20 protein-coding genes are annotated in these 16773 nt (G+C 72.0%); 11 read left to right on the top strand and 9 right to left on the bottom strand.

Annotated features, from left to right (window positions below; genetic code table 11):
* The first annotated feature begins 65 nt into the window (after positions 1 to 65).
* Positions 66 to 1538, top strand: a complete 1473-nt coding sequence (locus tag ABGB06_RS11245) for an FGGY family carbohydrate kinase (protein ID WP_347587942.1) — start codon at positions 66 to 68, stop codon at positions 1536 to 1538.
* 58 nt (positions 1539 to 1596) lie between these two features.
* Here the strand turns inward: ABGB06_RS11245 and ABGB06_RS11250 are convergent, their stop codons facing one another.
* Genes ABGB06_RS11250 through ABGB06_RS11260 form a run of 3 tightly spaced genes read right to left on the bottom strand, consistent with a single transcriptional unit; the run spans position 1597 to position 5190 of the window.
* Positions 1597 to 2115, bottom strand: coding sequence for a DUF1203 domain-containing protein (locus ABGB06_RS11250; RefSeq protein ID WP_347587944.1), 519 nt, complete (start codon positions 2113 to 2115; stop codon positions 1597 to 1599).
* 37 nt (positions 2116 to 2152) lie between these two features.
* Positions 2153 to 4285 carry an acyltransferase family protein gene (locus tag ABGB06_RS11255; RefSeq protein WP_347587946.1) on the bottom strand — a complete coding sequence of 711 codons (2133 nt, stop codon included), beginning with the start codon at positions 4283 to 4285 and terminating at the stop codon, positions 2153 to 2155.
* Between the two features lie 56 nt (positions 4286 to 4341).
* Complete coding sequence (locus ABGB06_RS11260) at positions 4342 to 5190, bottom strand: helix-turn-helix transcriptional regulator (RefSeq protein ID WP_347587947.1); 849 nt, start codon at positions 5188 to 5190, stop codon at positions 4342 to 4344.
* Between the two features lie 143 nt (positions 5191 to 5333).
* Between ABGB06_RS11260 and ABGB06_RS11265 the strand changes: the two genes are divergently transcribed.
* Together ABGB06_RS11265 and ABGB06_RS11270 are read left to right on the top strand one after the other, a co-directional pair.
* Positions 5334 to 6203, top strand: coding sequence for an SDR family NAD(P)-dependent oxidoreductase (locus ABGB06_RS11265; RefSeq protein ID WP_347587949.1), 870 nt, complete (start codon positions 5334 to 5336; stop codon positions 6201 to 6203).
* Positions 6204 to 6239: 36 nt separating this feature from the next.
* Positions 6240 to 6881 carry a hypothetical protein gene (locus ABGB06_RS11270; protein ID WP_347587951.1) on the top strand — a complete coding sequence of 214 codons (642 nt, stop codon included), beginning with the start codon at positions 6240 to 6242 and terminating at the stop codon, positions 6879 to 6881.
* On the opposite strand, the gene ABGB06_RS11275 is transcribed toward ABGB06_RS11270, so the two are convergent.
* Positions 6866 to 7792 (bottom strand): LysR family transcriptional regulator, encoded by a 927-nt coding sequence (locus ABGB06_RS11275; RefSeq protein ID WP_347587953.1) that lies wholly within the window; start codon positions 7790 to 7792, stop codon positions 6866 to 6868. The genes ABGB06_RS11270 and ABGB06_RS11275 overlap by 16 nt on opposite strands.
* Before the next feature lie 53 nt (positions 7793 to 7845).
* Here ABGB06_RS11275 and ABGB06_RS11280 point away from each other — a divergent pair, with 53 nt between their 5' ends.
* From ABGB06_RS11280 to ABGB06_RS11295, 4 genes are all read left to right on the top strand, one after another.
* On the top strand, positions 7846 to 8958 hold the full coding sequence (locus ABGB06_RS11280; protein WP_347587955.1) for a DMT family transporter: 1113 nt from the start codon (positions 7846 to 7848) through the stop codon (positions 8956 to 8958).
* Positions 8886 to 9410, top strand: a complete 525-nt coding sequence (locus ABGB06_RS11285; RefSeq protein ID WP_347587957.1) for a YbaK/EbsC family protein — start codon at positions 8886 to 8888, stop codon at positions 9408 to 9410. The genes ABGB06_RS11280 and ABGB06_RS11285 overlap by 73 nt, the downstream gene beginning before the upstream one ends.
* Positions 9411 to 9530: 120 nt before the next feature.
* A complete protein-coding gene (locus ABGB06_RS11290; protein ID WP_347587959.1) occupies positions 9531 to 9668 on the top strand; it encodes a hypothetical protein in 138 nt (45 codons plus the stop codon).
* Between the two features lie 22 nt (positions 9669 to 9690).
* On the top strand, positions 9691 to 9921 hold the full coding sequence (locus ABGB06_RS11295; RefSeq protein ID WP_347587961.1) for a hypothetical protein: 231 nt from the start codon (positions 9691 to 9693) through the stop codon (positions 9919 to 9921).
* Between the two features lie 18 nt (positions 9922 to 9939).
* Here ABGB06_RS11295 and ABGB06_RS11300 read toward each other — a convergent pair whose 3' ends face one another.
* Positions 9940 to 10305 (bottom strand): VOC family protein, encoded by a 366-nt coding sequence (locus ABGB06_RS11300; RefSeq protein ID WP_347587963.1) that lies wholly within the window; start codon positions 10303 to 10305, stop codon positions 9940 to 9942.
* Between the two features lie 366 nt (positions 10306 to 10671).
* On the opposite strand from ABGB06_RS11300, the gene ABGB06_RS11305 reads away from it, so the two are divergent.
* The 3 genes from ABGB06_RS11305 (at position 10672) to ABGB06_RS11315 (ending at position 12356) form a co-directional block, all read left to right on the top strand.
* The gene (locus ABGB06_RS11305; protein WP_347587965.1) at positions 10672 to 11193 is read left to right on the top strand and encodes a DUF6879 family protein; all 522 of its coding nucleotides are present in this window, start codon (positions 10672 to 10674) and stop codon (positions 11191 to 11193) included.
* 21 nt (positions 11194 to 11214) lie between these two features.
* Positions 11215 to 12066: a helix-turn-helix transcriptional regulator gene (locus tag ABGB06_RS11310; protein ID WP_347587967.1), complete on the top strand. Its 852-nt coding sequence runs from the start codon at positions 11215 to 11217 to the stop codon at positions 12064 to 12066.
* Between the two features lie 89 nt (positions 12067 to 12155).
* Positions 12156 to 12356, top strand: coding sequence for a hypothetical protein (locus ABGB06_RS11315; protein WP_347587969.1), 201 nt, complete (start codon positions 12156 to 12158; stop codon positions 12354 to 12356).
* Positions 12357 to 12422: 66 nt separating this feature from the next.
* On the opposite strand, the gene ABGB06_RS11320 is transcribed toward ABGB06_RS11315, so the two are convergent.
* Positions 12423 to 12956 carry a hypothetical protein gene (locus ABGB06_RS11320; RefSeq protein ID WP_347587971.1) on the bottom strand — a complete coding sequence of 178 codons (534 nt, stop codon included), beginning with the start codon at positions 12954 to 12956 and terminating at the stop codon, positions 12423 to 12425.
* Between the two features lie 239 nt (positions 12957 to 13195).
* Between ABGB06_RS11320 and ABGB06_RS11325 the strand changes: the two genes are divergently transcribed.
* The gene (locus tag ABGB06_RS11325; protein WP_347587973.1) at positions 13196 to 14131 is read left to right on the top strand and encodes an SDR family oxidoreductase; all 936 of its coding nucleotides are present in this window, start codon (positions 13196 to 13198) and stop codon (positions 14129 to 14131) included.
* A 149-nt stretch (positions 14132 to 14280) separates the two neighbouring features.
* On the opposite strand, the gene ABGB06_RS11330 is transcribed toward ABGB06_RS11325, so the two are convergent.
* From ABGB06_RS11330 to ABGB06_RS11340, 3 genes are all read right to left on the bottom strand, one after another.
* Positions 14281 to 14877, bottom strand: coding sequence for a GNAT family N-acetyltransferase (locus ABGB06_RS11330; RefSeq protein ID WP_347588394.1), 597 nt, complete (start codon positions 14875 to 14877; stop codon positions 14281 to 14283).
* A 137-nt stretch (positions 14878 to 15014) separates the two neighbouring features.
* A complete protein-coding gene (locus tag ABGB06_RS11335; RefSeq protein WP_347587975.1) occupies positions 15015 to 15707 on the bottom strand; it encodes a lytic polysaccharide monooxygenase auxiliary activity family 9 protein in 693 nt (230 codons plus the stop codon).
* A 404-nt stretch (positions 15708 to 16111) separates the two neighbouring features.
* Positions 16112 to 16552 (bottom strand): hypothetical protein, encoded by a 441-nt coding sequence (locus tag ABGB06_RS11340; protein ID WP_347587977.1) that lies wholly within the window; start codon positions 16550 to 16552, stop codon positions 16112 to 16114.
* Positions 16553 to 16773: the final 221 nt, after the last annotated feature.

Below are 16773 nucleotides of genomic sequence, written 5' to 3' on the forward strand. Positions count from 1 at the left end.
CGTGGACTGTCACAGGTGTGACCGATCGGTCCGGAACGGTGACGAGATGAGGCATCATCGGGCCCATGGGAATCGTCGCCGGCCTGGACAACTCATCCGCATACACCCGCATCGTCGTCTGCGACGCGGACACCGGCCAGGTTCTCCGGCAGGGGCACGCAGCGCATCCGGAGGGCGAGCAGGAGCCGCAGTCGTGGCTGCTCTCGCTCGGCGAGGCCGCGGACGGCGGGGTGCTGGAGGAGGTCACCGCCATCGGCGTGGCCGCGCAGATGAACGCGCCGGTGGCGCTGGACGCCGAGGAGCAGCCGGTGCCCATGCCGTCGACCGGCGGCGAGCGCGCCCAGGCCGCGGCGCTGTGGCTGATCGACGCGCTGGGCGGGCGCCGGTCGTGGGCGGAGGCCGTCGGCTCGGTGCCGCAGACCGCCCAACCGGTCGCGCAGCTGCGCTGGCTGGCCAGGACCGACCCGGAGGCGGCCCGCCGCACCACCACCGTGCTGCAGGCGCAGGACTGGCTCGTGTGGCAGTTGCTGGGCCGGCCCGGCCGGTGGACCACCGACCGGGGCAGCGCCTCCGCCACCGGGTACTGGTCGGCGTCGGCCGAGTCCTGGCGCCCCGAGCTGGCCGAGCTCGCCATAGGGCACCCGGTGGCGCTGCCCGACGTGCTGGGGCCGTCCGCGGCCGCCGGGCGCACGCCCGAGGGACTGCTGATCTCGGCGGGCACCGGCGAGACGATGGCCGCCGCGTTCGGGCTCGGCGTCGGCCTCGGCGACGCGGTGATCTCGCTGGGCGCCTCGGGGTCGGTGTGCGCCGTGCACGACGAGGCGCTGAGCGACCCGACCGGCACCATCACCAGCTACGCGGACGCCACCGGGCGCCATCTGCCGGTGGTCCGCACGCTGAACGCGACGCGGGTGCTGCGCGGCACCGCCGAGCTGCTGGGCTGCGAGCTGCCGCGGCTGTCCGAGCTGGCGCTGACCTCCACGCCGGGCGCGCACGGCCTGGTGTTCCTGCCGTACCTGGCGGGCGAGCGCACCCCCGAGCTGCCGCACACGGCCGGCACGCTGGCCGGGCTGCGGCGGGAGAGCATGCGGCCCGAGCATCTGGCGCGGGCCGCGTTCGAGGGCATGCTGTGCGGCCTGGCCGACGCGGCCGAGGTGCTGCGCGGGCGCGGGGTGCGCATCGACCGGGTCTTCCTGCTCGGCCAGGCGGCGGAGCTGCCGGCCGTGCGGGCGCTCGCGCCCGCGCTGTTCAACGCGCAGATCGTGATACCGGCGCCGGCGGACTACACCGCGCTGGGCGCGGCCCGGCAGGCGGCCTGGGCCCAGGGGGTGGCGGACGGCTCGCTGAGCGCCGACACCCCACCCCCGTGGCCGCCCGCGCCCGGGCGCACCATCCGCCCCGGCGAGGGCACGGCGGACGCGTCGCAGGTCGGCTCCGCCGTGCGCCAGCAGTACGCGGCGGTGCGCGACCAGACCCACCCCGGCGCGTTCGACGCCCCCCACGAGGACGCCGAGACGGACGACGCCACCGCGGCGTGAGCCCTCCGGGCGGGTAGCGCGCGCCCCGAGCGGCCCCGGGCCCGCAGGGGGGTGCGCGCTACGGTCGCCGGACCTCGAAGTGGAAGCAGCCGTACTCCAGGGCCCGCACATGGACCAGGGCCACCTTCGGATCGGCGAACGCCTCGTCGAGGGCCCGGTCGAACCCGGCCCGGACGTCCTCGGGCATCTCGAACCGGCGCCCTCCGACGATGTGACCGCCCGCGTCGTAGCGCCGGAGGGTGCGCTGCGCCCCCGGGCGCGCGAAGGGATAGCCGCGACGGTCCCCCGGGCCCGCGCACTCCTCGGCGTGCACGTACACCGGGCCGCACTCGTCGTACGCCCCGGGGTCCGCGCCGGTCGCCGCCGCCCAGCGCCGGAGCGGCGCGTACGAGACGAGCGCGACCCGCTCGCCCGGCTCGACGCCCCGCAGGCAGCAGCGCAGCGGATCGCCCACGCAGTCGAGCGGTGCGCCGTCCTCGCCCGCCGTGAACGGCCGCGGCGGGCGCCCGGAGTCGTCGACATCGCGGAGCTCCCTGAGCGCCGCGGGAGGGATGGGGAGGGGCGTGTAGGCGTTCATGCCTCCAGCGTCGACGGGGGCCCGCCGGTCACCCGCCTCAGAGGTCCTCGGGGAGCCGGCGGTCGAACCAGTCGGTCATGGTGCGGGTGTACGTCGAGGTGAGGTGCGTGCCGTTGCGGTAGACCAGGGCGTTGCCGATCACCGCGGGACAGTCTCCGTCGTCCGGGCACAGCAACGGTGTCGGGTCGACCAGGGTCACCCCGGAGACCTCCTTCGCCGCCAGCGTGTTGACCGGCTCGTAGGACAGGCCCTCGCGCCGCGGGAAGGCGCAGGCGTCCAGGTCGTCGAGGTGCGCGGAGACGCAGGACGGCACGTCGGTGGTCGGGTAGGGGTTGTCGGCGATCACCGACACCTCCGCCCCGGTGTCCGTGAGCCGCCGCAGGGTTTCGGCGTATCCCGCGGTCATGGCCTCGGCACTGGCCTCCGCGCCCAGCCGCCGGCCGTCGTCCAGCACGGTGGCGACGGCCTTGTTGCCCGTGACGACCAGCGCGGGGTCGAGCTCCTCGATGCGGTCGAGCGCGTTGGCCCGCCAGTCGTCGCACTCGTCGTACGCCCGCTCGAACTGGCTGTGGTAGACCGTGACGTCGGCGGGCGTGCAGGCCGACTTGGTGAGCACGGCGAGGCGCCAGCCGCGTTCCTCGGCGATCGGGTCGAGCGCGGCGAAGTACTGCATGGCGTGCGAGTCGCCGAGCAGCACCACCGTGGTGTCCGCGGAGGTGTCGCCGTAGAAGCAGGGGCGGGCGGCGGTGTCCTCCTGGCCGGCCAGGCAGCCGTCCTCGTCGGCCCGGCCCTTGTCCGCCTCGGCCTGCGCGGGCAGCGGCCGCAGCTCGCTGGCCACGAGCTGCGGCGCGGTGCTGGTGGCGAGGGCCCGCGCGCCGGGGGTCTCCGACCACCCGGCCAGGGCGACCGTCGGCACGGCCGCCTGCGCGGTCGTGCCCAGCGCGACGCTCACCGCGGTGCAGCCGCCGCCGAGGGCCAGCGCCGGCCCGTTCCCGGTGAAGGCGCGGGCCCGGCGGAACGGCGTCTCGACCAGGCGGTGGGTGAGCGCGGCGGGGATCCAGGAGAGCGCCACCACGACCAGCAGCAGCGTGCTGGGCAGCCCGCTCATCCGGGCGCTGGCGAGGACGATCAGCGGCCAGTGCCACAGGTACCAGGAGTACGAGATCCGGCCCACGTACCGCATCGGTGCGGTGGACAGCAGCCAGCCGACGGGGGTGGCCCGCGAGATGGCGCCGGCCGCGATGACCGCCAGGGCGCCGGCCACCGGAAGGGCGGCCCAGGGTCCGGGAAACGGGGTGCGCTCGGTCAGCCCGACCAGCGCCACGGCGATGGCCGCCGTGCCGGCCAGGCCCAGCAGCCACGCCGCCCGGGTGCCGGCCCGGCGCCAGTACCCGGTCGGCACGAGGGCCAGCAGGCCGCCGGCCGCGAGCTCCCACGCGCGGGTGGTGGTGGTGAAGTAGGCGGCGTCGCCCTGCTCCTGGGTCAGGTGGATCGCGTAGCCGAAGGACACGACGGTCAGCGACCCCAGCGCGAACGCGAGCCGGCGCCGCAGATGCCGCCGGCCGCGGCGGGCCAGCAGCGCGACGCCGAGCACCAGCAGCGGCCACAGCAGGTAGAACTGCTCCTCGACGGCCAGCGACCAGAAGTGCTGGAGCGGGCTGGCCGCGGCGTCCAGGTCCGAGTAGGCGACGGCCTCCGTGGCCTGCCGCCAGTTGATCACGTAGAGCGCGGCCGCGACGACGTCCGCGTAGACGGTCGAGCGGTCCACCGGCGACAGCACCAGCCAGGCCAGCACCACCACCGCGGCGAACACCACGACGGTGGCCGGCAGCAGGCGGCGCACCCGCCGGGCGTAGAACGTGCCCAGCCGGATCGTGCCGGTGCGCTCGACCTCCCGCAGCAACAGGCCGGTGATCAGGAATCCGGAGATGACGAAGAACACGTCCACGCCGACGTAGCCGCCGGTCGCCCAGCCGACCTCGGCGTGGTAGACGAGCACCAGCGCGAGCGCCACCGCGCGCAGGCCCTCGATGTCGGGTCTGAAGCCGTGGTCTCGGGTCGTGCCGGTCCGACGCTCCGTACACTCCGTCGTCGTCCCCCGGACCGGCCGCAGCGTGGCTACGGCGCCTGATTCTTCACCTGTCTTCCGCGCGTCAACCCGATCGTCCATCACATATCGATATCAGACAGATAACGGATCGCGCCAATCCCGGACGGGGTTTCCGGCTACGTATGGCCGAACTGTGGCCACCTGGCGGCCAGTTGCGTACGGCTGGCGCTGCGGGTCTTGGCGAGCGCCCGGGTGAGGTGCTTCTTCACCGTGTCCACGCCGACGAAGAGTCGCCGGGCGATCTGCTGGTTGGTCAGGCCCTGCGCGGCGAGTTCGGCCACCTCGCGCTCCCGCACGGTGAGTCCGAGGTCGCGGCAGGCGTCCGCGGTCCTCCGGTCGCGGGCCAGCTGCGCGGCGGCGTGCGGCGCCAGGTGCCGGCTGAGCGCGCGCAGCACCGCCACGTCGCGCGCCGGCACGGTGCGGGCGCCGCGGATCACCGCCCCGACGTAGACCACGCCCTCGGCGCCGCCGTCGATGATCATGCTGCCCTTGTCGCTGATGCCGTGCGGCCGCAGGAAGCGCTCGACGTACTCCCGCTGGGCGGGCACCCGCTCGGGGTGCAGCTCGCGCAGCGTCACGCAGCCGCGCTCGGCCAGCAGCCGGTGCGCCTCCGGCGTCATGAACGGGTCGTGGGCGATCCAGCGCTCCGCGTACTCGTCGAGGAACTCCTGGGCGTAGCCGCTCTTGATGCCGTGCCCCTCCCACAGCGCGGCGGCGACGGTGGGCCCGTGCAGCACGGCGATGGTGCTGTACCCGAACCACTCCTCCAGGGCGCGCAGCAGGCTCTCCCGGAACGCCGGCAGGTCGGGCGCCCGGTCCACCGCCTCCAGGACGCCGAAGAGCCGCCGGTAGTCCTCCGGCGGCAGCGGCTCGCCGCCCGGCAGCCGGCGCGGCCCGCGCGGTTCGGACACGATCGCGTGCGCGGCGGCCACGGCGGGCGAGGGCTCGGCCGTGGACTCGGTCATACGGCCGTTATAGGCGCCCGGACGGGGACCGGGCAAGCGGGTTCCTGCCCCCTGTTCCACCTTCGGGCCATGCCGGGCGGGCGCGCGGCGCGGCAGCATCCGGAGCAGTAGCGATGGATGCCGCGAGTGGAAGCGAGTGGGACATGACGACGAACGAGACGCCGGCCGCGACGCCGGGCCCGGAGGCCCGTTCCTGGCTGATCACCGGTGCGAACAGCGGCTTCGGCGCCTCCTTCACCCGCGCCGCGCTGGCCGCGGGCGACGTGGTGGTGGCGGCGGTGCGCCGCCCCGAGACGATGGCCGAGCTGGTCGCCGAGCACCCGGGCCGGCTCTCGGTGGTCACCCTCGACGTGCGCGACGCCGCCCAGTGCCGGGCCGCCGTGGAGGCGGCCGTCACCGAGCACGGCCGGATCGACGTGCTGGTGAACAACGCGGGCTACGGCACGGTCGGCGCGCTGGAGGAGACCACCGAGGACGACCTGCGGGACGCGATGGAGGTGATGTTCTTCGGGCCGATGCGGCTGACCCGGCTGGCGCTGGCGGGCATGCGGCGCCGCCGCGGCGGCACGGTCGTCCAGGTGACCAGCATGGGCGGCTTCCTGTCGTTCGCCGGCGTCGGCACGTACTGCGCGGCGAAGGGCGCGCTGGAACAGGCCAGCGAGGCGCTGGCCGCCGAGGTGGCGCCGCTCGGCATCCGGGTGCTGATCGTCGAACCGGGGGCGTTCCGCACCGAGTTCCACGGCGCGCTCCAGATCTCTGACCCGATCGACGACTATGACGGAACGGTCGGCGCGACCCGCGACGCGTTGGTGGAGAGTGGCGGCAAGCAGCCGGGCGACCCGGACAAGGCCGCCGCCGCGCTGCTGACCACGCTCGACTCGCCGACGCCGCCGCTGCGGCTGGCGCTGGGCGACGACGCGACGACGGCGATCCGCGCGAAGCTCGCGGCGGTGGCCGCGGACCTCGACGCGACGGCCCACCTCGGCACCGGCGCCGCCATCAACCTCCCCTGATCGGAACCGGCTTCGCGGCGGCGCCGTCCGATGAGCATGACTGCACACGGACGGGCCGCCGCGGTGGCCGGCTCCCTGCTCCTCGCCCTGCTGGCGACCGGCTGCGGCGAGGAGACGGGCGGGACCGGAAACGGAGCCGGCCCCGAGACCGGGAACGAGGCCGGCGGCGAGGCCGGCAGCGGGACCGGAAACGGTGCCGGTGGCGGAACCGGCGGCGAGACCGGGGCCGATCCGCTGTCCAACGAGCCCGCGGAGTCCGGCACTCTGGTGGAGGGCGACGGCTGGCGCGGCGTGCTCCTGGAGACCTCCCTCCAGGACTCGATCACCCTCCCCAGCGGCGAGACCGTGGACGCCGTCTCCCGCGTGCCGGCGCTCGCCGACGTCGAGCGCTTCGAGGAACTCCTGCCACCCACCGAGGAGTTCACCTGGCCGAGCGGCGCGAACGGCCAGTCGGAGACCGAGATCGTCGAGTTGAACGAGGACTACGTCCGCCAGTACACGGAGCTGTCCGCCGGCGACCACCGCCAGCTGAGGGTGATGGGCATCTGCAATCCGTCGATGTCCGGCTGGCAGGACGAGTGGCTGCTCGTCGCCGACGGCGGCTCCTGCTTCTGGGACGCCACCATGGACCTCGCCGCCGACGAGATCACCAGCTTCTCCTTCTACGGCATCGGCTGATCCGCGCCGTCGTCCCGGCCGCGGACCGCCGCGGCGGCGTTCCGCAACCCGGCGAGCACCGTGCGGACGGCCCGCCTGGCGGCGCGTTCCGGGCGGTGCAGGGCGTCGATGTGCCGGCGCGCGTGCACCCCGACCAGCGGCCTGAGCACCAGCTCCGGATGGGGGCGGGTGGTCCAGCGAGGCATCAGCGCGATGCCGCCACCGGCGGCGACGACCTCGGCCACGACGGCGAACTCGTTGATCCGGTGGACGATGTCGAGATGACGGTCCGCGGCGGCGGCGAGCGCCTCGATGGTGGCCATCAGCGGAAAGCCGTCGTGGACGGTGATCCACGGCTGGTCGGCCACGTCGGACGGGGACAACCGGGGTCGGTCGACCAGCGGATGGCCGGCCGGCAGCGCGACGTCGAGCGGCTCCCGCAACAGCGGCGCGACGGCCACCGTGCCCGGCCAGGGCGGGGCGTGGTCGAGACGGTGCGCGAGCACCAGGTCGTACTCCCCCGTCAGCCGCGGGAACTGGTCCTGCGCGACGTCCTCGTCGGCCAGCACCAGCCGCGGCCGGTCAGGCCCGGCGAGCCCGCGCAGCAGCGGCGGGAACAGGGCCGCCGCCGCGCTGTGGAAGCCCGCCACCGACACGTCGCCGTCCGGCCGGTCGACGAACTCCTGGACCGCGTGCCGCGCCCTGGCCAGCGCGGTCTCCACCTCGATCGCCGCGCCCGCCAGGGCCCGGCCGGCGTCGGTGAGCACCAGCCGCCGGCCGGCGCGTTCGGTCAGCGGGACCGGGATCGCGCGTTGGAGCAGCCGTAGTTGCTGGGAGATCGCCGAAGGCGTCACCAGCAGCGCCTCGGCGACCGCCGTGACGCTGCCCCGCTCCCCCAGTTCGCGCAGGACCCGCAGCTGTCGTTCGTCCACCACGTCAGTGTAGGGCTGCTACACGTTCGGTTGAGAAGTTCGTACTGGGCTACATGATCGTGTTGGTGCAGCGTGAGGGCGTGTTCCAAGCCCACCGCACCGACGGGGTGCTGCTGCTCGTCGCGCTCGTCTGGGGATCCAGCTACCTGGCCGCGAAGAGCGCCACCGACGCCCTGCCGGTCGTGCTGGTGCTCTTCGCGCGGTACGCCCTCTCGGCGCTCGCCTGCCTGGTGTTCCTCGCCGCCGGGCCCGCGGTCCGGCGCGCGGCCCGGCCCGCGGTCCGGCCCACCTGCCGGTCGGCGTCCCCGTCCCGGGACGGCGGCGGGTCCCGGCGTCCGACCGCCACCGAGGTCCGGTGCGGTGCGGTGCTGGGGGTGACCCAGGCGGCCGTCCTGGTGCTGGAGACGTACGGCGTCGCGCACACGAGTGCCGCCAACGCCGGGCTGATCATCAGCCTGACCATCGTCCTCACCCCGGTGCTCGACCGCCGCCCGGGGCCGGGCGGCCGGCGCGGACCACCGCCCGCGTTCTTCGCCGCGGCCGGGGTCTGCGTGCTGGCCGTGGCGTTGCTGATGTCCGGCACCGGCATCCAGGCTCCCCGGGTCGGCGACCTGCTGATGGTGGCCGCGGCGGTGGTGCGGGCGGCGCACGTCGCGCTCGTCGGGTGGCTCACCGCGCGCCACGCGCTGCGCCCGGCCCAGCTCACCGCCGGGCAGACCGTCGTCGGCTCGGTTCTGTTCCTCGTCCCCGCCGCCGGCGCGTTGCCGACCCTGGCCCACGCCGGGGCCGCGACGTGGGGCCAGCTGCTCTACCTCGCGCTCTTCTGCAGCGTGTTCGCGTTTCTGGCCCAGACCTGGGCGGTCCAGCGCACCTCGGCCAGCCGCGCCAGCCTGCTGCTGGGCACCGAGCCCGTCTGGGCCGCCGCCGTCGGTGTCGGGCTCGGCGGCGAACGGCTCACCCCGCTCGCCGCGCTGGGCGCGGCGCTGATGGTGACCGGCACGTACTGGGGTCAGTCCGTCGAACGCGCCCACCGCACCGTCGCCGGCGACCCGGCGACGCATCGCCACCCGCACGCCCCGAACCAGGAGATCCCATGCCCGACCACCACCACGACGTCCACCACGACGACCAGCACGACGCCGAGCACGCCACCTACCGGCGGCTGATCGCGCTGCTGGACGAGGCCACCGTCGCGTACCGGCTCATCGACCACGAACCGGACGGCACCACGGAGACGGTCAGCGCGCTGCGCGGCCACCCCGTCGCCGACGCGGCGAAATGCCTCGTGCTGCGGGCGAAGACCGACCGGCGGACCACCCGTTACGTGCTCGCGGTGGTTCCCGGCGACCGGCGGGTCGACCTCGCCGCGATCCGCGCCCTGTTCGGGGCCCGCTACGTCGGCTTCTGCGACGCCGCCACGGCACAACGCCTGGCGCGCGCCGTGCCCGGCACCGTGCTCCCGTTCAGCTTCGACCCCGACCTCGAGGTCGTCGCCGACCCGGAGGTCGTCGCGCGGCCCCGGCTCTACTTCAACGCCGCCCGTCTGGACCGCTCGTTGGTCATCTCCGGAGCGGATTACGCGCGACTCGCCCGGCCCCGTGTCGTCCCCATTACGTAACGGAAGGAATATGTCCGTAACGGATCTGTTTTGTGCGGACGCAACAGGAAACCCCTAAGAGAGGAGGCGTTCGCGCCACGCTGGATGCGAGCACCACCGTGCCGCAGGAGGAGGCAGACCATGAACGAGCACGAGACGCAACAGGAACAACGCACGAGAGAGGGCGTCACCCAGGCCACGCGCAGGAGGCTGCGCGAACGGGTCAAGCAGGTGAACCAGCAGTCCGCCGCCAACGTGCAGGCCCGGGGAGGCCGGTGACCGGGAGGTGCCGCGTCAGCGCATGCCGGACATCCCTGAGGAGGAGGCGAGATCCCGCTACCGCAGCGGGCAGCCGATGACCTCCCTGGCCCGCCTCTACGGCGTCTCCGCGACCTGGCTCACCCACCGTTTCCGCGAATGGGGCGAGCCGCTCAGGGGCCATGCCGAGGCACAACGCGCCCGCAAGGGCATCTCCCTCACCGACTGGCGCGCGCTCAACGACGCACGCGAAAGCGCCGCCGAGGAGCCCTGAGGGCTCCCTCCCCCGGTTTCACTCGTTCTGGGCACAGAGGCAGAACGGGTGGCCGTCCGGATCGGCGAAGACCGGGCAGGAACCACCCATCGCGGGCAACGGCGTGGCGCCCAGCCGCAGCGCCCGCTCCTGGGCCGCCGTCGAGTCGTCCACACCCAGGCACAGGTGCATCTGCTGCGGATACGCCCGCTCCGGATCCGGCCACAGCGGTGGCCGATACCCCTCCACCTCCTCGAACGCCAGCCGCGGCAGGCTCTCCTCGTCCTTCGCGACCACCACCCAGTCCTCCCGGACGACCCGCCAGCCGAGCAACTCGGCGTAGAAATCCCCCAGCGCCCGGGCATCGGAACAGTCGAAGACGATGTTGCGCACGTACACGTTCATCCCGCCAGCATCACAGCCCTCACTGACATTCCCCGACAGCCACGACGGTCGCCTCCATCGATACCGATCACTCGAAAGTGTTCTTGACGCCGCCAGCTGAGAGAAAGACGCTCATAGAACTCATCGGAACGCACGAGAGGTCGACGGCAGCCATGGCGCTACAGTTCATCGCGAAGGACCCCAACACCAACGGGACACAGTGCCCCACTGTGTGGGTGGACGACACGACGGAAGAGATCGTCATCCAAGGATGGAGGGCAGATCCAGCGCTCCTGCGGCAGTGCACCGAATCCGGACCGATCCCGGAGACGGAAGCGGTGGTGCGGGTGCCAGTCCGTATGGCGACTGCGCTGAGGGAGGCCTGCGATGTCGCAGACCGACGTGGCGTTCGTTGATCTATTGGGTCAGACTCGCCATTCAGCCGTGCATCTGGAAATGCGCGACTCGTACGGGATCGACGAGGAGGCAGCTGAGTTCCACAAGTGGCGGACCGGGTGGCGTCCCGACCCTGATCCGGCGACCTGGTGGAACGACTTCCACACCTGGGTACGCGATGCCACGGCCAGAGGTGTCGTGTTCCGCCGTGCCCGTGTCGTCTCCGAGCCCGTGAGCGACTACATCAGGTATGAGCACGGATGTACGTACCAGAACATCGCCGCTGGCGAGTCGGTCCGGTGGTTGCCACGGCGCAGGGCTTCCGATCTCGGCCTACCGGGCAATGACTTCTGGCTGTTCGACGACCAGCTGATCCTGTGGAACCATTTCACCGGCGAGGGAGGTTCCGCAGGCCCTGAGCTGGACGAACGGCCCACGGTGGCGGAGTTCTGTGCGGCAGCCTTCGACGCGGTGTGGGTCCGTGCCACTCCCCACGAGGACTACCTCATCTGACGGAACGATCTACCATCAGGCATGCCCGGGTCCCCGTCGTCGAGTGTTCAGGAAGCCCGCAGGGCGATAGCTGACCGGCTGCGGGAGATCAGGAAGGACGCCGGCCTGTCCGGGCACGCCTTGGCCACGAGTGCGGGGTGGTACAAGTCCAAGGTCTCTCGCCTTGAGAACGCCGTCACTCCTCCGTCCGCGGAAGACATCCGGGCCTGGTGTCGCGCTTGCCGTGCCGACGACCAAGCCGCCGACCTTCTTGCCGCCGCCCGCTCCGCCGACACCATGTACGTTGAATGGCGGCGTGTTCAACGGTCCGGCCTGAGACGACTCCAGCAGTCGTATCTTCCGCTGTACGAGCGCACGAAGGTGTTCCGCACCTACTGCTCCAACGTGGTCCCCGGCGTTCTTCAGACGCACGCCTACGCGACGGCACTTCTGCGTTCGATCAGCGAGTTTCACCAGACGCCCGATGATGTGGCCGCAGCGGTGGAGGCCAGACTGGACCGTTCCGCGCGCGTGGTCCGCATGGGCGACCACCGCTTCGCCTTGGTGCTCGAAGAATCAGTGCTACGGCACCGAGTGGGAGACGCGGAGATCATGGCCGGGCAACTCGGCTACCTCCTGTCCGCCATGACGTTTCCGTCCATCTCGCTGGGCGTGATTCCCTTCGCCGGTGAGCGCCGAATGTGGATGACCGAGACGTTCACCGTGTACGACGAAGAGCAGGCCGAAGCAGAACTGCTCACAGCACGCGTGAACGTCACCGCGCCAAGCGAGGTGACGCAATACCTCAGGGCCTTTCGGGAGTTCTCCCGACTAGCCGTCTACGGGGCCGAAGCCCGCGCTCTGATCACCGCCGCGGTGGATGCGTTGGAGTGATGCATGTAGAACTTTGTAGAACCTTCTGGTTGCTGACCGTCGCCGCTCCCTAGCGTTGCGTCGTCAGGACAACAAGAAGGGAAGCTGGCATGACGACGAGCAGGAGGGGGAACGTCTCCATGACCGGAGCGGCCGTCGAGACGTACGACTCCCGTACGCCGGACGCCGACGGATGGCGTGGTGTGCCGTTCAAGCATCCGCTGAACATGGCGGACGCCGGCAAACACGACGGGGGCCCGATGCCGCCCGAGGCGCCCCGTCCGCCCGAGCCCAAGCCCAAGGACAAGTAACCCACGCCGCATGAGGACTACAGCCTCACCTGACCGAACGCCCTGGTCAGCCGTCGGTGACCCGGTTCAGCCGACGCCGCCGAAGGTGAAGAAGGTGATCTCGTCGGCGCCGAGGTCCATGGTGGCGTGCCAGAAGCAGGAGCCGCCGTCCATGACGCTGATCCAGCGCTCCTCCCAGCCGGGGGTCAACGACGGATCGCAGTTGCCCAGCACCCGCAGCTGCCGTTGGTCGCCGCCGGACAGCTCGGTGTACTGGCGGACGAAGTCCTCGTTCAGCTCGACCGTCTCGGTCTCGGGCTCCTCGTCCTCGCCGTTCGGGGGCCACGTGAACACCTCCGTCGCCGGGAGGAGTTCCTCGAAGCGCCGGACGTCGGCGACCGCCGGCACGCGGGAGACCGCGTCCACCGTCTCGCCGTTGGAGAGCGTCATCGAGTCCAACGCGCCGTCCTCGGCCTCCAGCAGCACGCCGCGCCAGCCGTCGCCCTCGACCATCGTCCCGGAGTCCTCACGCCCGTCACCGGTCCCCCCACCGCAGCCGGCCGCCAGCAGACCAACGGCGACCACGCCGGCCGCCACGGCGGCCCGTCTGTGTCCAGTCATGCCGATCCGACGACACCGTCGCGAAGGTGGTTCCCGTACCCGGAGTTGACGGCACCGACAGGGCCCGCCCGCTGCTCAGCGGGACGAGCACCCGGGCCGGCCTCCCCGTGCCGCGTGCGGCGTCCGTGACCCGGGTGAGAAAACAGGACACAGGCTGTCTGGTTTCGGAGCGAACATGGTGCACCGGTCGGCGTCGTTGACGGACGCGGACCGGGTCGTACCGACAGAAGAGGACGCACATGGGATTCACGCCCGACACATCGACCACCGACCTCGACGGAAAGGTCACGCTGGTCACGGGGGCCACGCGAGGCGCCGGGCGCAGCATCGCCGTCCAACTCGGGGCGGCTGGCGCGACGGTCTACGTCACTGGCCGTACGACGCGGGAACACCGCTCGGAGTACGACCGGCCCGAGACCATCACGGAGACCGCGGAACTCGTCACCGCCGCGGGCGGAACCGGCATCGCGGTGCCGACCGACCACCTGGTGCCCGACCAGGTCCGTGCACTGGCCGAGCGCATCGACGCCGAGCAGGGGCGTCTCGACGTACTGGTCAACAACGTCTGGGGCGGCGAGCGGCTCTTCGCGTTCGACACACCGGTGTGGGAGCACGACCTCGAGAACGGACTGCGGCTGCTCCGGCTGGGCGTGGAGACACACGCGATCAGCAGCCACTTCCTGCTGCCCCTGCTGGTGCGGCGACCGGGCGGGCTGGTGGTCGAGATGACCGACGGAACGGCCGCGTACAACGGAACGACCTACCGCAACTCGTACTTCTACGACCTGGTCAAGAACAGCGTGCTGCGCATGGCGTTCGTGCAGGCACACGAGTTGACGCCGCACGGCGGGACCGCGGTGGCGCTCACCCCGGGCTGGATGCGCTCCGAGATGATGCTCGACGCGTTCGGCGTCACCGAGGACACCTGGCGCGACGCGCTGGCCACGGTGCCGCACTTCTGCATCTCGGAGAGCCCGGCGTACGTCGGACGCGCGGTCGCGGCCCTGGCCGGTGACGTCGACGTCGCACGCTGGAACGGCCAGTCGCTGTCCAGCGGACAACTCGCACGGGAATACGGCTTCACCGACCTCGACGGCTCACGACCGGACTGCTGGCGCTACCTGGTCGAGGTCGAGGCCCCCGGCAAACCGGCGGACGCGACCGGGTACCGGTGAGGAGGTCCCTGCCCGGGCACGCCGAGCGAGGACTACGAGGTGACCTGTCCGGAACGCGCCAGCCAGCGGCGCCGGCAGGGCACCGGCTTGCCGCCGCACAAGCCCGCTGGTTCCGGTTTCCGGAATTCAGGCCCGTCCCGGCGGCCCGGTCAGGGGTCGCCGTGGACTCGGGCGTGCTGGTGCATGTCGTGCCAGCCGTCGGTGTGCAGGGCCACGCTGCGTCGGGTGCCTTCGAGGGCGAACCCGGCCTTGAGCGCCACCCGGCAGGACGCCTCGTTGCGGACCGAATGCTCCAGGTCAACGCGGTGGAACTCGGCGACCCTCAGCGCCCAGTCGGCCACCGCGGCGAGGGCGCGCGGCGCAACCCCGGTTCCCCGCGCCTCCGGCAGCACCCAGTACCCGCAGCGGGCCAGGCCCTGGTGGAGGTCGAACCTACCGAGGGCCGTCCGGCCGAGAACCTCGCCGCTGCCGGCCCGGACAATCGCCCATTGGGCGCGCTGCTCCTGCTGCCAGCTGCGGTCGGCGACCTCGATCCACTCCCGCGCCTCGTCCAGCGAGCTCATGTGCCGGGCGTGCCAGTGGCGGATCGCCGGGTCCTGGTAGGCGGTGTACACGGCGGCGGCATCCCGAACGTCCCACGGCCGCAGCAGAAGTTCGCCGTCCGTCGAGCTGAGCGAGGGCTGGGTCGTGGCGGACAGGCTCCCGGCGGGAATGACGGGCACGGTCGTGATCGGCACAGAAACCATCATGCTCGGGACCTGACACGGCCCGTCAAGGCCAGGACCCGTGGGCCCGATGGGGGGACGGCGCCGGGTGCGGCCCCGCCGGCGGGGCGGGAGGGCGTCGGTGGTGGCTCGGCGGGACCGCGGTTGTGGTCAGCGGGTCAGAAGGTCACGTCGCTGCACATGAAGTAGATCTGGTCGGCGTGGGACGCCTTCCAGATCGTGTAAACGACGTGGTGGCCGGTGCGGCCGGGCGCGCTGACGTCGACGGTGTAGTGCTCGGCGGGCGCGTAGCGGTCGGTCTCGGCGACCATCTCCAGGTCGCCCCAGTCCAGGGCGTCGGTCTCGGCGTCGTAGCCCTGCTCGGTGACGTAGACCTGCAGGTAGTCGGCGCCGTGCCTGGCCAGATCGTAGACGTCGACGGTGAAGTCGGTGCCGACCTCGGTGGTCCACCAGGGACCCGGGGTGTCCATGGCCCTGAATTCGGAGTTGTAGGTGTGGCCGGCGCTGCAGAGCTGGTTGTCGGGGATGAACGCCTGGAAGTCGCCGCCGGTGCCCTCGCGGTACAGGCCGGGCCAGCCCCACATGGCGTTGGGGTTCTCCTGCCACGCCCGGTAGCACATGGGGTCCTGCTCCTCCACGGCCGGGTCCTGCCAGGTGTACTCCCAGCGCAGCATGCAGCCGTAGACGCGGGAGAGGGGGTCCTGGACCGACCCGTGGGCGGAGGCGGTCGAGGCCGACCAGGGGCTTGCGACCACCATGGCCACGGCCAGGGCCGCCGTGACCGCGGCGGCCAAGAGGGCGCGGGGGGTCCAGGTCCGCGCCTCGGTTCGCTGGTGTCGAGGGGGTGACATCACCGCTCTCCTCTCTGCATGTCCATGACATGCAGGCGACTGTCCCAGCCCTCTCGCTCCAGCGAGGCTAGTGCGGGGCGCCGCCGCCTGTCGATAGCTTGGACAAGAAACTCTCTGCCTTCAGAAGCGAAACTCTCTGCCAATTTGCATGAAGAGTATCCGGACCTGCTGGCCGCCGCCCGGTGAAGGACGGGTCGAGGCCATGCGGCTGATCGTCCGCCACCACGTCGCGCCGGCCGAGAGGCTCCACCCCCGCGGACCCCGCCCCAGTAGAGTGAAAGTGCGCTGCCCGGGCACACCGTCGCAGCCGACGAAGGGGCCGTCACCCCGATATCGGCGGGGTGACGGCCCTGGGTCAACGGACTAGGTCGGACAACGTTCTGACCGAGCGATCAGCTCCGGGTTCAGAGCGGGAACTCGCAGAGCACCTGGCCCCTGGCGTTGAGGAACTGGTGCCTTCCGTCGTCCGTGAGGCGCATGGTCTCGGCCTGGTTCCAGATGGGGCTCTGGCCCGAGTTGATGCATGCGCCGTCTCCGTTGAAGACCGCCGCGCCGTTCGCGTCGTAGACCACGAAGTTGCCGTCCTCCTGGAAGGCGGCGACGGAGCCCTTGCTCCAGGTGCCCGCGTAGGAGTACGTGGGCTGGCCCTGGTAGTAGAGGACGAGGTGGCCGTCCTCCTGGAGCCGCAGCAGGGTGGAGCCGTTCCCGGACGTCCACGCCATGTTCTGGCTGATGCTGGTCGGCGCCGTGAACACCGCGGCGGCGAGCGTCTCATCCTGGCCAGGCGCCTCCGCGGCCGCGGTGACCGCCGCCCCGCCGACCAGCAGCATGGCCGTAGTGGCCACGACGGCCATCGCGCTTCGGATCATCCTCACTGAGCTACCTCCTGGTGGTGAACTGCGGGCGGACTCCGCTGAGTTGGGAGTGCCCGTCCACAGATTGCCCGGGGTTTTCCACGGAAATCCGCCGTCCGAGCGAGGCACGGCGTGTCAGCCAACGCCGAGGAGGCGCGATGAAAGGTTTTTCCGCCTGATTGACACACTGATGAGATGATGGACAGCCAAGA

Origin of the sequence: Streptomyces sp. B6B3, assembly GCF_039871525.1 — a bacterium.
GTDB lineage: Bacteria > Actinomycetota > Actinomycetes > Streptomycetales > Streptomycetaceae > Streptomyces.